This window comes from Streptococcus infantis (assembly GCF_047464715.1).
Lineage (GTDB): Bacteria > Bacillota > Bacilli > Lactobacillales > Streptococcaceae > Streptococcus > Streptococcus infantis_S.
The window spans coordinates 781572-797825 of record NZ_JASHBJ010000001.1 but is presented as its reverse complement, the minus strand read 5'-3'; the positions used below and the strand labels follow the sequence as shown (position 1 = coordinate 797825).

The window sequence follows — 16254 nt, the reverse complement described above, 5'->3', positions numbered from 1 at the left end:
TTAGTTGTCCATGTCTCCCTTACCTCCGAGTATTATTGAAATCATCATACTCTTTTTGAGAAAATTTGTCAAGATTAAGCCAGAAACCCCTCTATTTTTAAAAACCAAAAACAGGTCCATAGAGTGTCAAAACGTGCTTAACTTGATCGAAGTGGAACTTGTCATAGTTTCTCCAAGCAGTGCGGGCTTGATCGTTTAGTTTTAGTGAGCCAAGTCCAATCAAAAGACTAGTCCGTTGGTAAAAAGTTTCCAGTTCAATTAAGATAGCGTTGTCTACTTTCTCAGCTTTTTTAAGCGCTCTGAGAATTTCGTCTATATTTTGCTGTAAGCGTAGATCATCAGGTAATCCTTGTTTACAGTTTTGTATAGTTTGATTTAATTCTGAAACGAGTTGATAGGCTTCAGCTAAAAGAACTTTGTCTTCCATATGAGCGTCCTCCTTTGCTCATGTATTGATGCCTATAGTATAGCACAAAAAATAAAATTGTCATAATAAATATATCAAAAAATAGAGAATGATTTTTTGAAAGTTTAGTTGCCTTGCTAGCGCTCTTTTCATGGTATAATCAAGGGAGTAAATCTTTATGGAGGAAGTATGAAATTAAATATTCAAGAAATTTGTAAGCAGCCTGAAGGCTTGCACTTTGAGCAAACTTTAGACTTGGCAACTGACTTACGTGCTCGTAATCAAGAAATTTTAGATGTAAAAGATATCAAAGCAGTAGGGAAGGTTCAGTACGAAGGCCGAATGTTTTTCCTAGACTATCTCTTGTCATATACAATTGTCCTAGCTTCTAGCCGTAGTATGGAACCGGTAGAATTGAAAGAATCATATCCAGTAACGGAAGTCTTTATGGAAGGTGCTACCAATCAACTGGACCAAGAAGTTCTAGATGATGACTTAGTTTTACCGATTGAAAATGGTGAAATTGACTTGGCTGAAAGTGTTTCAGATAATATCTTGCTCAATATTCCAATCAAGGTCTTAACAGCTGAGGAGGAAGCAGGTCAGGGATTTGTTTCTGGAAATGACTGGCAAATCATGACAGAGGAAGAATATCAAGCCCAACAAGCAGTTAAGAAAGAAGAAAATAGTCCTTTTGCAGGGTTGCAAGGACTGTTTGACGGAGATGAGTAGATGGTTTTATCCAAGAAACGTGCCCGTCATGTCATAGAAGAAATCATTGCTCTTTTTCCTGATGCGAAACCAAGTCTAGATTTTCGCAATCATTTTGAACTCTTAGTTGCAGTTATGTTGTCTGCTCAAACGACAGATGCTGCGGTAAATAAAGCAACTCCAGCTCTTTTTGAAGCCTTCCCTACGCCTCAAGCCATGGCAGATGCCAGTGAGAGTGAAATTGCTAAACATATTTCTCGTCTAGGTCTTTATCGAAACAAAGCAAAATTCCTCAAAAAATGTGCCCAACAACTTCTGGATGATTTTGGCGGTCAGGTTCCTCAGACACGTGAGGAATTAGAAAGTTTGGCAGGAGTTGGGCGTAAAACAGCTAATGTAGTCATGAGTGTGGGTTTTGGAATTCCAGCTTTTGCGGTAGATACCCATGTGGAGCGCATTTGTAAACACCATGATATTGTTAAAAAATCAGCTACACCATTAGAAGTTGAAAAACGTGTGATGGAAGTCTTGCCACCAGAAAAGTGGTTGGCGGCGCATCAGGCCATGATTTACTTTGGTCGTGCTATCTGTCATCCCAAAAATCCAGAATGCGAACACTATCCACAGTTATACGATTTTAGTTCATTATAAGGCCAAGTATTGAATGTTTTTACTTGCTTTGCACTGGGCTTTGTGATATAGTAAGGACAATAAAATATTCCTTTAAACCTGTCCCGTGAGGCAGGCAAGGAGCTCGATAAAGTAGAAGGGTAAGTCTATACTGTTTGCAGTAGGGCTCGCTTAGTTATACATTCTCAAGTCTCCTTGTGTAAGGAGACTTTTCTTTTTGGAGGTTTGTCATGAAGACAAAAGAAGTTGTTGACGAATTAACCGTCAAGCGAGCAATTACGCGTATCACTTATGAAATTATCGAACGCAACAAAGATTTGAATAAAATCATTTTAGCGGGAATTAAAACACGTGGTGTCTTTATTGCTCACCGTATCCAAGAACGTTTGGAACAATTGGAAAATATCTCTGTTCCTGTTGTTGAACTAGATACCAAACCCTTCCGTGACGATGTCAAAAGTGGGGAGGATACTTCATTAGTTTCTGTCGATGTGACAGATCGTGAAGTTATTTTGGTGGATGATGTGCTCTATACAGGACGTACAATTCGTGCTGCTATCGATAATATTGTTGGACATGGTCGCCCAGCGCGCGTGAGTCTTGCGGTGTTAGTTGACCGTGGACACAGAGAATTACCAATTCGTCCAGATTACGTTGGGAAAAATATTCCAACCAGTCGTTCGGAAGAAATCATCGTTGAGATGACAGAACTTGATGGCCAAGATAGAGTTTTGATTACTGAAGAAGCTTAATAGCTAAAGGAGTAGCCATGTCAGAAAATCAACAAGCACTTAAACATGTGGTGTCCATGGAAGATCTCACTGTGGATCAGGTTATGAAATTGATTAAACGAGGGATCGAGTTTAAAAACGGTTCTCAGTTACCCTACGAAGACCATCCTATTGTTTCCAATCTTTTCTTTGAAAATTCGACAAGAACGCATAAGTCTTTCGAAGTTGCTGAGATTAAATTGGGATTGGAACGACTGGACTTTGATGTGAATACAAGCTCAGTGAATAAGGGGGAGACACTGTATGATACAATCCTGACCTTGTCTGCTCTTGGCGTAGATGTCTGTGTTATTCGTCATCCAGAGGTTGATTACTATAGAGAATTGATTGCGAGTCCAACGATTACGACTTCCATTATCAACGGTGGCGACGGATCAGGGCAACATCCTAGCCAAAGCTTGCTTGATTTGATGACAATTTACCAAGAATTTGGTCGTTTTGAAGGGCTCAAGGTTGCGATTGCTGGTGATTTGGACCATTCACGTGTAGCCAAGTCCAATATGCAAATTCTGAAGCGCTTGGGAGCTGAACTTTACTTTGCAGGACCTGAGGAATGGAGAAGTCAAGAGTTTGCAGACTACGGACAGTTTGTAACCATTGATGAGATTGTTGATCAGGTGGATGTTCTGATGTTGCTTCGAGTTCAACATGAACGCCACGAAAGTGGAGCAGTATTCTCAAAAGAAGAGTATCACGCTCAACATGGCTTGAACCAAGAACGCTATAATCGCTTAAAAGAAGAAGCAATCATTATGCATCCGGCTCCTGTTAATCGGGATGTAGAAATTGCCGATCATCTTGTTGAAGCAACAAAATCACGCATTGTCCAACAAATGACCAATGGAGTATTTGTTCGAATGGCAATCTTAGAATCCGTATTGGCAAGTAGAAAAGCCAAATAAGACACAAAACGTTAAAAGACGCCAGTGAGCGTCCACGAGAGGTGAGAATATGACAAAACGACTTCTAGTTTTAGAAGATGGCACAGTTTTTGAAGGTAAAGCCTTCGGTGCAGATATTGATGTAACAGGGGAAATCGTCTTTAATACAGGGATGACAGGCTATCAAGAATCCATTACAGACCAGTCTTATAATGGACAAATTTTGACCTTCACTTATCCATTGGTGGGGAATTATGGAATTAACCGTGATGATTACGAATCTATTAGCCCAACCTGTAAGGGTGTTGTAGTATTTGAAGAGGCACGTAGAGCAAGTAACTGGCGAAATCAAATGACGCTGGATGAATTCTTGAAAGCTAAGAAAATTCCTGGTATTTCAGGAATTGATACGCGTGCTCTCACAAAGATTATCCGTAAACATGGAACTATGCGAGCTACCTTGACACACGCTGGAGATAGTATGGATCACGTTGCTGACCAACTTCAAGCAACGGTCTTACCAACTGACAATATCAGACAAGTTTCTACCAAGACTTCTTATCCTGCTCCAGGAGTCGGGTTAAGTGTTGTTCTTGTTGATTTTGGACTAAAACACTCGATTCTACGAGAACTATCTAAACGTGATTGTAACGTAACTGTCGTTCCATATACAACAACGGCTGAAGAAATTCTACATTTGAACCCAGATGGTGTCATGTTATCAAATGGTCCGGGAAATCCAGAAGATGTACCAGAAGCACTTGATATGATTCGTGGGATTCTTGGTAAGATTCCGATCTTTGGTATTTGTATGGGGCATCAACTCTTTGCAATGGCAAATGGTGCCAAGACTTACAAGATGAAATTTGGCCATCGTGGTTTTAACCACGCAGTGCGTGAAATTGCTACAGGGCGAGTGGACTTTACTAGTCAAAACCATGGTTATGCCGTTAGTCGTGAGGACTTACCAGAGCACTTGATTATCACCCACGAAGAAATAAATGACAAGTCAGTTGAAGGCGTACGTCACAGATATCTACCAGGTTTCTCCGTGCAATTCCACCCAGATGCAGCTCCTGGTCCACACGATGCAAGTTATCTATTTGACGAGTTCATTGAGATGATGGAAGCCTTTAAACAAACAAATTAATGACGAGTGTGAAATCGTCGGAGAATTTATTTAATGTCGCTCTGTGAGGCGACGAATAGAAAGGAGAAGGGTGGTCCGTATTTGCTGAACTGAATACGGGCTACGGACGGTGCTTAAAAGATAGTTATTTCTAGAACTGACAGTTCTTCGTCATAACTCCTATTTTAGCTTTGTCCGCTTGACGCCCTTAATATCTTATAAATGCCTAAACGTACTGATATTCAAAAAATTATGGTGATTGGTTCTGGTCCAATTATTATTGGTCAGGCTGCTGAGTTTGACTATGCTGGAACCCAAGCCTGCTTGTCTTTGAAAGAGGAAGGTTACGAGGTTGTCTTGGTAAACTCAAACCCTGCAACCATCATGACTGATAAGGAAATTGCAGATAAGGTTTACATCGAGCCAATCACACTTGAGTTTGTGACTCGTATTCTCCGTAAGGAACGTCCAGATGCTTTGCTTCCAACTCTTGGGGGGCAAACAGGGCTTAATATGGCCATGGAATTGTCTAAAAACGGAATCTTAGATGAGCTTGGAGTAGAACTTCTAGGTACTAAATTGTCTGCCATTGACCAAGCTGAGGACCGTGATCTCTTTAAACAATTGATGGAAGAGCTGAAACAGCCGATTCCAGAATCTGAAATTGTAAATACAGTTGAAGAAGCAGTTGCCTTTGCTGCGACGATTGGATACCCAGTTATCGTCCGTCCTGCCTTCACTCTTGGTGGTACCGGTGGTGGTATGTGTGCCAACGAGGAAGAATTGCGTGAAATCGCTGAAAATGGTTTGAAGTTGTCACCTGTTACCCAATGTTTGATTGAACGTTCTATTGCAGGTTTCAAGGAAATCGAGTACGAAGTGATGCGTGACTCAGCTGACAATGCCCTTGTTGTATGTAACATGGAAAACTTTGACCCAGTTGGGATCCACACAGGGGATTCCATCGTATTTGCTCCAGCGCAAACCATGTCAGACTATGAAAACCAAATGCTTCGTGACGCCAGCTTGAGCATTATCCGCGCTCTCAAGATTGAAGGTGGATGTAACGTTCAGTTAGCTCTGGATCCGCACAGTTTTAAGTATTATGTCATCGAAGTAAATCCTCGTGTATCTCGTTCTTCAGCTCTTGCCTCTAAGGCAACAGGATATCCAATTGCTAAATTGGCTGCTAAGATTGCTGTAGGATTGACCTTGGATGAGGTTATTAACCCTGTTACAGGTTCAACTTATGCTATGTTTGAACCAGCCCTTGACTACGTCGTTGCCAAGATTCCACGTTTCCCATTTGATAAGTTTGAAAAGGGTGAACGTCGTCTCGGTACCCAGATGAAGGCAACTGGAGAAGTCATGGCCATCGGTCGTAACATTGAGGAATCTCTCCTTAAAGCTTGTCGCTCGCTAGAAATTGGCGTTCACCATAATGAAATGCCTGAACTTGCAGATGTCTCAGATGATGCCTTGATTGAAAAAGTTGTCAAAGCACAGGATGACCGTCTTTTCTACGTATCAGAAGCCATTCGTCGTGGTTATACACCAGAAGAGATTGCTGACTTGACTAAGATTGATATCTTCTATCTTGATAAACTCTTGCATATCTTTGAAATTGAGCAAGAATTGGGCGCACATCCACAAAATGTAGCAGTCCTAAAAACGGCAAAACTCAATGGTTTTTCAGACCGTAAGATTGCTGAACTCTGGAATACTACAGCTGATCAAGTTCGCCAACTACGTTTGGAAAACAAAATTGTCCCAGTTTACAAGATGGTTGATACTTGTGCGGCAGAATTTGAATCAGAAACTCCTTACTTCTATTCAACCTATGGTTGGGAAAATGAATCGATCAAGTCTGAAAAGGAATCTGTACTGGTCCTAGGTTCAGGTCCAATCCGTATCGGTCAAGGGGTTGAGTTTGACTATGCGACTGTTCACTCAGTTAAGGCGATTCAAGCTGCTGGCTACGAAGCCATCATTATGAACTCGAACCCAGAGACCGTTTCAACCGACTTCTCTGTATCGGATAAACTTTACTTTGAACCATTGACATTTGAAGATGTCATGAATGTCATTGACCTTGAGCAACCAAAAGGCGTTATCGTTCAGTTTGGTGGTCAAACAGCTATTAACCTTGCAGAGCCATTGGCTAAGGCAGGTGTGACTATCCTTGGTACGCAGGTTGCTGACCTAGACCGTGCCGAAGACCGTGACCTCTTCGAACAAGCCCTCAAAGACTTGGATATTCCACAGCCTCCTGGACAGACTGCAACAAACGAAGAAGAAGCAGTGCTTGCAGCTCGCAAGATTGGTTTCCCAGTCCTTGTTCGTCCTTCATATGTCTTGGGTGGACGTGCTATGGAGATCGTTGAGAATGAAGATGATCTTCGTTCTTACATGCGTACTGCGGTTAAGGCAAGTCCAGACCATCCAGTTCTTGTCGACTCTTATATCGTTGGACAAGAATGTGAAGTTGATGCTATCTCAGATGGACAAAATGTCCTTATTCCTGGTATCATGGAGCATATCGAACGTGCTGGTGTCCACTCAGGTGACTCCATGGCTGTTTATCCTCCACAAACCTTGTCTCAAAAGGTTCAAGAAACCATCGCAGACTATACTAAACGTCTTGCAATTGGCCTCAACTGTCTTGGTATGATGAACATTCAGTTTGTCATCAAGGATGAGAAAGTCTACGTTATTGAGGTCAATCCACGTGCCAGCCGTACTGTTCCATTCCTTTCTAAAGTAACCAATATCCCAATGGCACAGGTAGCGACTAAGTTGATTCTTGGTCAAAGTCTCGAAGAACTTGGTTACCAAGATGGACTTTACCCAGAAAGTACTCGCGTCCATATCAAGGCGCCAGTCTTCTCCTTTACCAAACTAGCTAAGGTAGACAGCCTTCTTGGTCCTGAAATGAAGTCAACAGGGGAAGTTATGGGGTCTGATACCACTCTTGAAAAAGCCCTCTATAAAGCTTTTGAAGCTTCATACCTCCACTTGCCAACCTTTGGGAATGTTGTCTTTACCATCGCAGACGATGCAAAAGAAGAAGCCTTGGAATTGGCGCGTCGTTTCCAAAATATTGGCTACGGAATCCTTGCAACTGCAGGAACAGCGGAGTTCTTTGCAAGTCATGGATTACAGACTCAACTTGTTGGTAAAATCGGTCATGATGAACACGATATCCCAAGCTACGTCCGCAAAGGAAAAATTCAAGCAATCATCAATACCGTCGGTACCAAACGGACAGCAGATGAGGACGGAGAACAAATTCGCCGTTCAGCTATTGAACATGGAGTTCCTCTCTTTACAGCTTTGGATACAGCGGATGCTATGTTAAAAGTATTAGAAAGCAGAAGCTTTGTTACAGAGGCTATCTGATAAAAAAGATTCTCGTAAGAGAATCTTTTTTTTGATGAAAACGTTGCTATCATTTTTCACAAATAATTAAATGCAAAATCTGGACCTAATTAAATATATAAAAATAGTATAATTTTAAATTAATTGATTTTAAAAAAATAGACATAACTCTGGATAATGCACATTTACATATAAGTATATATAACAAATCATAGGGTGTTAAAAAGACCTAAAATATAATAAAGTAAACGATTTCAGGTGCACATAATTATTTGAAGTTAGGTCAGACTTATGGTATGATATAAGAGCTAAGGTTAGAGAAAAATATTGTATTCTAGATTCAAATATGGTATAATTTTTCTGCTGATAGTAAAATAATATAAAAGGAGAACTTATCAAAATGATAAGAAAGGAACAACAACGTTTTTCTTTGAGGAAATATAAGGTAGGTGTTGCATCCGTATTTTTGGGAACAACTCTTAGTTTTATGTTAGCAAACGGAGGTGCGGTAAAAGCTTCTGAACTTCCTACACAACCAAGTTCTGAAGAAAAAACAGAGTTGGTGAAAAAGGATAGTAGCAAGGATTCCTCTAAAAAGGAACAGAATATTGTAGAAAATGTTGCAACAACTGAGCTTGCTGATACAAACAAGGTTGAAGAAGGAAAAGCAGCTTCTGAGGCTAAAACAGAAGAAGTTAAATCTGAACCAGTGTCTTCAGAAAAAGCAGAAGAAGTAAAACCTGCTTCAACTGAGACTGAAGTTGCTAATAAGGAAACTGCTAAGCCGGTTGAAAAAGCTGAAGAAACGAAACCAGCAGCAACTGAAGCAAAACCAGCTACAGATGAGTCAAATAAACCTAAAGTTCGTAGCCGTCGTGCGACCACGAATGAAGCTGTATCTGGAGACCATAATTCTAACCCGGTAGAGGTAAGCACATATTTAAAAGATGGGGAAAAAGTAACTCCAACAATCAAAGATGCAAATGGTGCAACTGTTAGCTCTCAAACAGTGCCATCTGGGTATTCTGCTAAAGAAGGAGATTTCTATACTTATGCGGTTTGGGATTTAACTGAATTTAATAATCGTTATGGTACAAAATACTATGCACGTGCTTATAAGAGATTTGATGAATCGACGGATACAACTGTTGAATTGATTGACAAAACGACTGGTAATGTAGTAGAAACAAAAACAGTTACAGCTACAAGTGGTGTTCAAAAGTTCACAACTACCACAACAGCGTCTAATAGTCAATTAACGTTCCAAGTAGATTATCAAGCTGGTACTGCTGAAAAAGGTAAAACAACTCAGCCATTTATTCAAAATGGTTATGAAGTTGGAAAGAGTATCACAGACTTAGTGGCAGCAGGTCATAACCTTACACCAGCTGAGCAAGCTCTTTATACTGCGGTTTATAACGCTCGTACTACAACAGATATTTTAAACGTTGTAGAACCAGCCTATAACGGTCGTACAATTACCGATTCAAATGCAAAAATCCCAGAAGCAATTAATAAAACAACTTACTATAAAGTAGTTGATAAAAACAACCCAACATTTAACGCAAATAAAACTGATAAAACTGTTCAAGATTATAAAGAAAATGGTAATGAAGTAGATTTAGCTAGATATACTCTTAAAGCCATGGAAGGACAGAAATTTACTGCGTCTGGCGAACGTCAATTTGATGGCTACAAGTTGTATCAAACAGCTGATGCAAACGATAAATCAGGCTATGTAAGTCGTCCTTACAAAGTTGGTACTAAATTCATGGACGCTGAGCGTGCAGGAATTAAGCGTATTAAGGAAATCGTAGGTGAAGACGGATCTGTAGTTGTTCGTGTTTATCTTCTTGATCCAAAACAACAAAGCAAACGTTCAGATGGTTCACTAAGTACTGACGGTTACATGTTGCTTGCAGAAACCAAACCGATTAAACCAGGAAAAGCAAATACCGAAGATTTGGTAGTTAAGAAGTCTCCACTTTATACTATTCCTTTCACAGATAGCAAAGGTGTAAACTATCCAAACGGTAAAGAAATTGAGTTTGGCTTCCAAACAGCTGCAAATTATACCCCTAAGAAAACGGTATTTGTACCATTCTTAGGGGACAATATTGGACACCTTTCTCCAAATGTACAGTTGGAAAGAGGAAATTTCGGTATTGGTACAAACGTTGACTTGCTTAACTCTTTGACACCGTATAAACAACCAATTTATTACTATGTCAAACAAAATCCGGTTGAAGTAACTCCGGAAGTTGAAAAACAATTGGAAGGACGTAACTTAGCAAATGGTGAGTTTACGTTCAAGCTAAAAGAAGTACAACCAAACAAGTCAATTGCTGCATATGAAGAAACTGTCACTAACAAAGCTGATGGTAAAGCTACATTTAGTAAATTAACATTTAAAAAGGCAGGTGTATATACTTACACAATCACTGAAACACCAGGATCAGATGCAAACGTAGACTACGATGCAATGACTGTTACCATGACAGTTACTGTAACTGAGAATGAGCAAGGTGATTTACAAGCGTCAGTTAAATATAGTGCTGAAGGTGGATTCAAATCAAGTGATGATGATAAAATCTTCAACAACTATGTTGTAGCACCAGTAAAAGTTAAATTTGACTTCACGAAGAAATTGGCTGGACGTGAACTTAAAGACGGAGAATTCAACTTCGTTCTTAAAAATTCTGACGGTGAAGAAGTTGAAACTGTAGCAAACAAAGCTGACGGAACTGTAACATTCACAGAAATAGCATTTGACAACTCTAAAGTTGGTAGTCACACTTATACTGTAGAAGAAGTTGTCCCTGCAGCTAAAGAAGCTGGTATGGTTTACGATTCTATGAAGGCTACGATTACTGTAGAAGTTTCTAAAAAAGGTCACGCATTAACAACAGTAACTAATGTAGTTTCTGCTGGAGGTGTGGACGATAATGGTGCATCAACTGATGGTACTGAAGATAAAGTATTCAACAACAAGATTACTCCTCCAGAAACACCAGTATTCCAACCAGAAAAATTTGTACTGAATAAAGAAAAGTATGACATCACTGGAACTAAATTAGTCGATGACGACAACGAGTTAACGGATGAGTATACTGAAACAAATGCTAATCCTTACGCTGATAAAACTACGAACAACGAAGCAGAAAATATCAATACTAAGACAGTTGAACGTGGGGATAAATTAGTTTACCAAGTATGGTTAGATACTAGAAACTTCTCAGATAAGAATAACATCCAGTCTGTTGGTATCTCTGATACTTATGACGCTGAAAAAGTGACAGTTAATGCTGCTGATATTAAGGCATATGACAGTGTAACTGGCGCTGATGTAACTGCTAAGTTTGACATTAAAGTTGAAAATGGTGTTATTAGTGCAACTTCTAAGACTTCTATGAACAAGTCTTTAGGTGATGCAGATAATACTCAAGTTATCGACACAACTAAATTTGAATTTGGTCGCTACTATAAATTCGATATCCCAGCCACTGTTAAAGACACAGTTAAGGCAGGAGCTGATATTGAAAATAAAGCCAACCAAATCGTTCATGTCTACAATCCAGTAAGCAAATCAGTAGAAACACCTGAAAAACCAACTCAAAAACGTGTGAACTCAGTACCAGTTACAGTTGATCTCAAGTTCACTAAGAAGTTGGAAGGCCGTACTCTAGCAGCTGGTGAATTTAGCTTTGTTCTTAAGAAAGACAATGTTGCAGTTGAAACTGTTAAGAATGATGCAGAAGGTAAGATTACCTTTAAGACACTTAAGTTTGGTAAAGATGATCTTGGCAAGACATACACTTATACTGTTTCAGAGGTTGCAGGTACTGATACAACAGTGACTTACGACGATATGGTTGCAACAGTAACTGTGAAGGTAGACCATGATGGTACTGCTAAGGCAATTGTAGCAACTGTTACTGACGCTCCAGATAAAGAGTTCAATAATACTGTAACTCCGCCGGAAGAACCTAAGTTCCAACCAGAGAAATACGTTGTTTCTAAAGAGAAATACGATATCACAGGCGACAAGCTTCTTGATGATGACAAAGAGTTGGCAGATAAGTACGCAGATACCAATGTGAACCCATATGCGGACAATACCGTCAATAATGATGTGGAAAACTTGAATACTAAGACAGTTGAACGTGGCGATAAATTGGTTTACCAAGTATGGTTGGATACTACTAAGTTTGACGCAGCTAACAAGGACAACATCCAATCAGTAGGAATCTCAGATGACTACGATGAAACTAAGTTAGAACTTGATTCTACTAAGATCAAAGCTTATGACTCAGTAACAGGCGCAGAAGTAACTGATAAATTCGATATAACTGTGAACAACGGTGTGATTACTGCGACACTTAAAGCTGGCTTCACGAAGTCACTTGGCGATGCAGAAAACACTCAAGTGATCGATACAACTAAGTTCGCCTTCGGACGTTACTACAAGTTCGACATCCCAACAACAGTGAAAGCTGATGTTCCTGGCGGAGTAGATATCGAAAATACTGCGGCTCAAGTAGTCAACTACTACAACCCAACAACTAAGAAAGTTAAAAAACCTGAAAAACCAACTGAAAAACGTGTAAACAACGTACCAATTCAAATTGAACTTGACTTCAAGAAAGCTCTTGCAGGTCGTCAATTGAAAGCCAACGAGTTTACTTTCCAATTGTTAGACGATGATGAATTCAATGTTCTTGAAACAGCAACCAATGATAAGGATGGTAAGGTTAAATTCACTAGCCTTAAGTACACAAACAATGATATCGGTGTTTACCGTTACAAAGTAGTAGAAGTTGCTGGTACAGACTCAACCGTTACATATGACAATATGAAAGCTGTTGTAACAGTCACTGTTTCTCATGATGGTACGGCTAAAGCTTTAGTTGCTAAGCTCGGAGATATTGCCGATAAAGAGTTTAACAACACTGTGACTCCTCCAGAAGAACCTAAGTTCCAACCAGAGAAATACGTTGTAACTAAAGAGAAATACGACATCACAGGCGACAAGCTTCTCGATGATGATTCTGAGTTGACAGACAAGTACGGAGATACCAATAAAGATCCATACGCAGATAAGACTGACAACAACGAAGCAGAAAACTTGAATACCAAGACTGTGAAACCTGGTGCGAAATTGGTTTACCAAGTATGGCTTGATACAACTAAGTTCGACGCTAACAACAAGGATAACATCCAATCAGTAAGTATTTCTGATGACTTCGACGAAACTAAGGTTGATGTAGACGATTCAGCTATCAAGGCTTACGATTCAGTAACTGGTGCAGATGTGACTAACAAGTTCGACATTAAGGTTGAAAATGGTGTTATGACCGCAACTCTTAAAGCCGGCTTCACTAAGTCACTTGGAGACGCAGACGATACACAAGTGATCGACACAACTAAATTCGAGTTTGGTCGCTACTATAAATTCGATATCCCAGCCACTGTTAAAGCAGACGTTGAAGGTGGAGTAGACATCGAAAACACAGCAGCGCAAATTGTAAACTACTACAATCCATCTACGAAGAAAGTTGAAAAACCAGAAAAACCAACTGAAAAACGTGTCAACTCAGTTCCAATTGAAGTCGAATTCAACTTCACGAAGAAACTCGAAGGCCGTGAATTGAAAGCTGGTGAGTTCAGCTTCGTATTGAAAGACTCTAAAGGTACTGAAATCGAAACAGTTCAGAACGACAAAGATGGTAAGGTGAAATTCGCTAAGCTCGAATTCACTAAAGCCCAAGTTGGAACTCATAAGTATACTGTGGAAGAAGTTAAAGGTTCTGACGTTACAGTCACTTACGACTCTATGAAGGCTGAGATCACAGTAGAAGTTAAATACGATGGTACAGCTAAAGCGCTTGTGAAGACATTAACTGACGCTCCAGATAAAGAGTTCAATAACACTGTGACTCCACCAGAAGAGCCTAAGTTCCAACCAGAGAAATACGTTGTAACTGAAGAGAAATACGACATTACAGGCGACAAGCTTCTCGATGATGATTCTGAGTTGGCAGACAAGTACGGAGATACCAAAAAAGATCCATACGCAGATAAGACTAACAACAACGAAGCAGAAAACTTGAATACCAAGACTGTGAAACCTGGTTCTAAATTGGTTTACCAAGTATGGTTGGATACAACTAAGTTCGACGCAGCTAACAAGGATAACATCCAATCAGTAAGTATTTCTGATGACTTCGACGAAACTAAGGTTGATGTAGATGCCTCAGCTATCAAGGCCTACGATTCAGTAACTGGCGCTGATGTGACTGACAAGTTCGACATCACAGTTAAAGCTGGTGTTATGACCGCAACTCTTAAAGCTGGCTTCACGAAGTCACTTGGAGACGCAGACGATACACAAATCATCGACACAACTAAATTCGCCTTTGGTCGCTACTATAAATTCGATATTCCAGCAACTGTTAAAGCAGACGTTGAAGGTGGAGTAGACATCGAAAACACAGCAGCGCAAATTGTAAACTACTACAATCCATCTACGAAGAAAGTTGAAAAACCAGAAAAACCAACTGAAAAACGTGTCAACTCAGTTCCAATTGAAGTCGAATTCAACTTCACGAAGAAACTCGAAGGCCGTGAATTGAAGGCTGGTGAGTTCAGCTTCGTATTGAAAGATGCCAAAGGCAAAGAAATCGAAACTGTTCAGAACGACAAGGACGGAAATGTTAAGTTCAAAGCAATTGAGTACAAGAAAGGTCAAGAAGGCACTTACAAGTACACAATTGAAGAAGTTAAGGGAACTGATGCGACTGTTACATATGACTCTATGAAGGCGGAAGTAACAGTTGTAGTGGAACACGATGGAAAAGCTAAAGCACTTGTGAAGACAGTGACAGACGCTACAGACAAAGAGTTCAACAACGTCGTAACTCCTCCAGAAACTCCTGAGTTTAACCCAGAGAAATACATTCTCAACGAAGAGAAATTTGATATTACTGGAACTAAACTTCTGGATGATGATAAAGAGTTGACTGATAAAGTAGCTGATACCAACAAAGATCCATATGTGGACAAAGTTGATAATAATGAAAAGCAAAATATCAATACTCAAACACTCCATAAAGGTGATAAGGTTGTTTACCAAGTATGGTTGGATACAACTAAATTCACAGAAGCACACAATATTCAATCTGTTGGTATTACAGATAAATATGACAGCGAAAACTTGGATGTTAATGTAGCTGATATTAAAGCTTATGATTCAGTAACTGGTGAAGATGTAACAGCTAAGTTTGATATCTCAATTGTGGATGGTGTTATTACTGCTACATCTAAGGCTGACTTGACTAAGTCACTTGGAGATGCAGAGAATACACAAGTAATCGACACTGCTAAATTAGCATTTGGACGTTACTACAAATTTGATATTCTTGCACGAATCAAGGATAGCGCTAAGGAAGGTGTAGATATTGAAAATACAGCTTCTCAAATTGTTCACCAATATGATCCAACTAAGAAATCAGTTGAAAAACCAGAAAAACCAACTGAAAAACGTGTTGTTAATATTCCAGTGAAAGTTGAATTCAACTTCACGAAGAAATTGGAAGGTCGTGCGTTGAAAGCTGGTGAATTCAGCTTCGTATTGAAAGACAAAGATGGTAACGTGATTGAAACCGTAAGCAATGATGCTGAAGGTAAGATTAAGTTCTCAGCTCTTGAATTCAAACGTGGTCAAGAAGGTACTTATATCTATCATGTAGAAGAAGTGAAAGGTACAGAGGCTGGAGTTGAGTACGATAAGATGGTAGCGACTGTTGGAGTTACTGTAACTAAGGATGGTAAAGTGTTGACCCTTACTTCACAAATGCCGGAAGACACTGAGTTTAACAACAAGGTGACACCGCCAACACCGCCAACACCGCCAACACCGCCAACACCGCCAACACCGCCAACACCGCCAACACCGCCAACACCGCCAACACCGCCAACACCGCCAACACCGCCAACGCCGCCAACGCCGCCAACACCGCCAACACCGCCAACACCGCCAACGCCGCCAACACCGGTAACACCACCAACACCGGTAACACCACCAACTCCAGAAAAACCTAAAGGTCGTGAGTTGCCAAATACTGGTGAGCAATCTAAAGTTGGATTAGTGGCTCTAGGTGCAGCACTTGGTCTAGTAGGTCTTGGTTTAATTGCAAAACCAAAAAGACGTGAAGACTAAGATTGAAATAACATCAATATTTTGGTATTGAAATAGCAATTTTAGCTCTAAAATGAAGAGGCTTTGCTCGTAAGAGCAAGGCCTCTTTGTTATTTTCTTAAAAAAACCCG

8 protein-coding genes are annotated in these 16254 nt (G+C 40.1%); 7 read left to right on the top strand and 1 reads right to left on the bottom strand.

The window, feature by feature from the left end:
* Positions 1-97: 97 nt before the first annotated feature.
* Complete coding sequence (locus tag QM419_RS03975) at positions 98-427, bottom strand: helicase BlpT (protein ID WP_414277965.1); 330 nt, start codon at positions 425-427, stop codon at positions 98-100.
* 168 nt (positions 428-595) lie between these two features.
* Between QM419_RS03975 and QM419_RS03970 the strand changes: the two genes are divergently transcribed.
* From QM419_RS03970 to QM419_RS03940, 7 genes are all read left to right on the top strand, one after another.
* A complete protein-coding gene (locus tag QM419_RS03970; protein WP_414277964.1) occupies positions 596-1138 on the top strand; it encodes a YceD family protein in 543 nt (180 codons plus the stop codon).
* Positions 1139-1768 (top strand): endonuclease III, encoded by a 630-nt coding sequence (gene nth, locus QM419_RS03965; protein ID WP_414277963.1) that lies wholly within the window; start codon positions 1139-1141, stop codon positions 1766-1768.
* A gap of 209 nt (positions 1769-1977) precedes the next feature.
* Positions 1978-2499 (top strand): bifunctional pyr operon transcriptional regulator/uracil phosphoribosyltransferase PyrR, encoded by a 522-nt coding sequence (pyrR, locus tag QM419_RS03960; protein WP_214262110.1) that lies wholly within the window; start codon positions 1978-1980, stop codon positions 2497-2499.
* A gap of 17 nt (positions 2500-2516) precedes the next feature.
* The gene (locus tag QM419_RS03955) at positions 2517-3440 is read left to right on the top strand and encodes an aspartate carbamoyltransferase catalytic subunit (RefSeq protein ID WP_414277962.1); all 924 of its coding nucleotides are present in this window, start codon (positions 2517-2519) and stop codon (positions 3438-3440) included.
* Between the two features lie 49 nt (positions 3441-3489).
* The gene (locus QM419_RS03950) at positions 3490-4569 is read left to right on the top strand and encodes a carbamoyl phosphate synthase small subunit (RefSeq protein ID WP_414277961.1); all 1080 of its coding nucleotides are present in this window, start codon (positions 3490-3492) and stop codon (positions 4567-4569) included.
* 201 nt (positions 4570-4770) lie between these two features.
* A complete protein-coding gene (gene carB, locus QM419_RS03945; protein WP_414277960.1) occupies positions 4771-7947 on the top strand; it encodes a carbamoyl-phosphate synthase large subunit in 3177 nt (1058 codons plus the stop codon).
* Positions 7948-8326: 379 nt separating this feature from the next.
* The gene (locus QM419_RS03940) at positions 8327-16144 is read left to right on the top strand and encodes an SspB-related isopeptide-forming adhesin (RefSeq protein WP_414277959.1); all 7818 of its coding nucleotides are present in this window, start codon (positions 8327-8329) and stop codon (positions 16142-16144) included.
* The last annotated feature ends 110 nt before the right edge of the window (positions 16145-16254 follow it).

Coding starts and splice junctions, on each gene's coding strand:
- QM419_RS03975 (WP_414277965.1), bottom strand. CDS start 427: ATGGAAGACAAAGTTCTTTTAGCTGAAGCCTATCAACTCGTTTCAGAA.
- QM419_RS03970 (WP_414277964.1), top strand. CDS start 596: ATGAAATTAAATATTCAAGAAATTTGTAAGCAGCCTGAAGGCTTGCAC.
- nth (WP_414277963.1), top strand. CDS start 1,139: ATGGTTTTATCCAAGAAACGTGCCCGTCATGTCATAGAAGAAATCATT.
- pyrR (WP_214262110.1), top strand. CDS start 1,978: ATGAAGACAAAAGAAGTTGTTGACGAATTAACCGTCAAGCGAGCAATT.
- QM419_RS03955 (WP_414277962.1), top strand. CDS start 2,517: ATGTCAGAAAATCAACAAGCACTTAAACATGTGGTGTCCATGGAAGAT.
- QM419_RS03950 (WP_414277961.1), top strand. CDS start 3,490: ATGACAAAACGACTTCTAGTTTTAGAAGATGGCACAGTTTTTGAAGGT.
- carB (WP_414277960.1), top strand. CDS start 4,771: ATGCCTAAACGTACTGATATTCAAAAAATTATGGTGATTGGTTCTGGT.
- QM419_RS03940 (WP_414277959.1), top strand. CDS start 8,327: ATGATAAGAAAGGAACAACAACGTTTTTCTTTGAGGAAATATAAGGTA.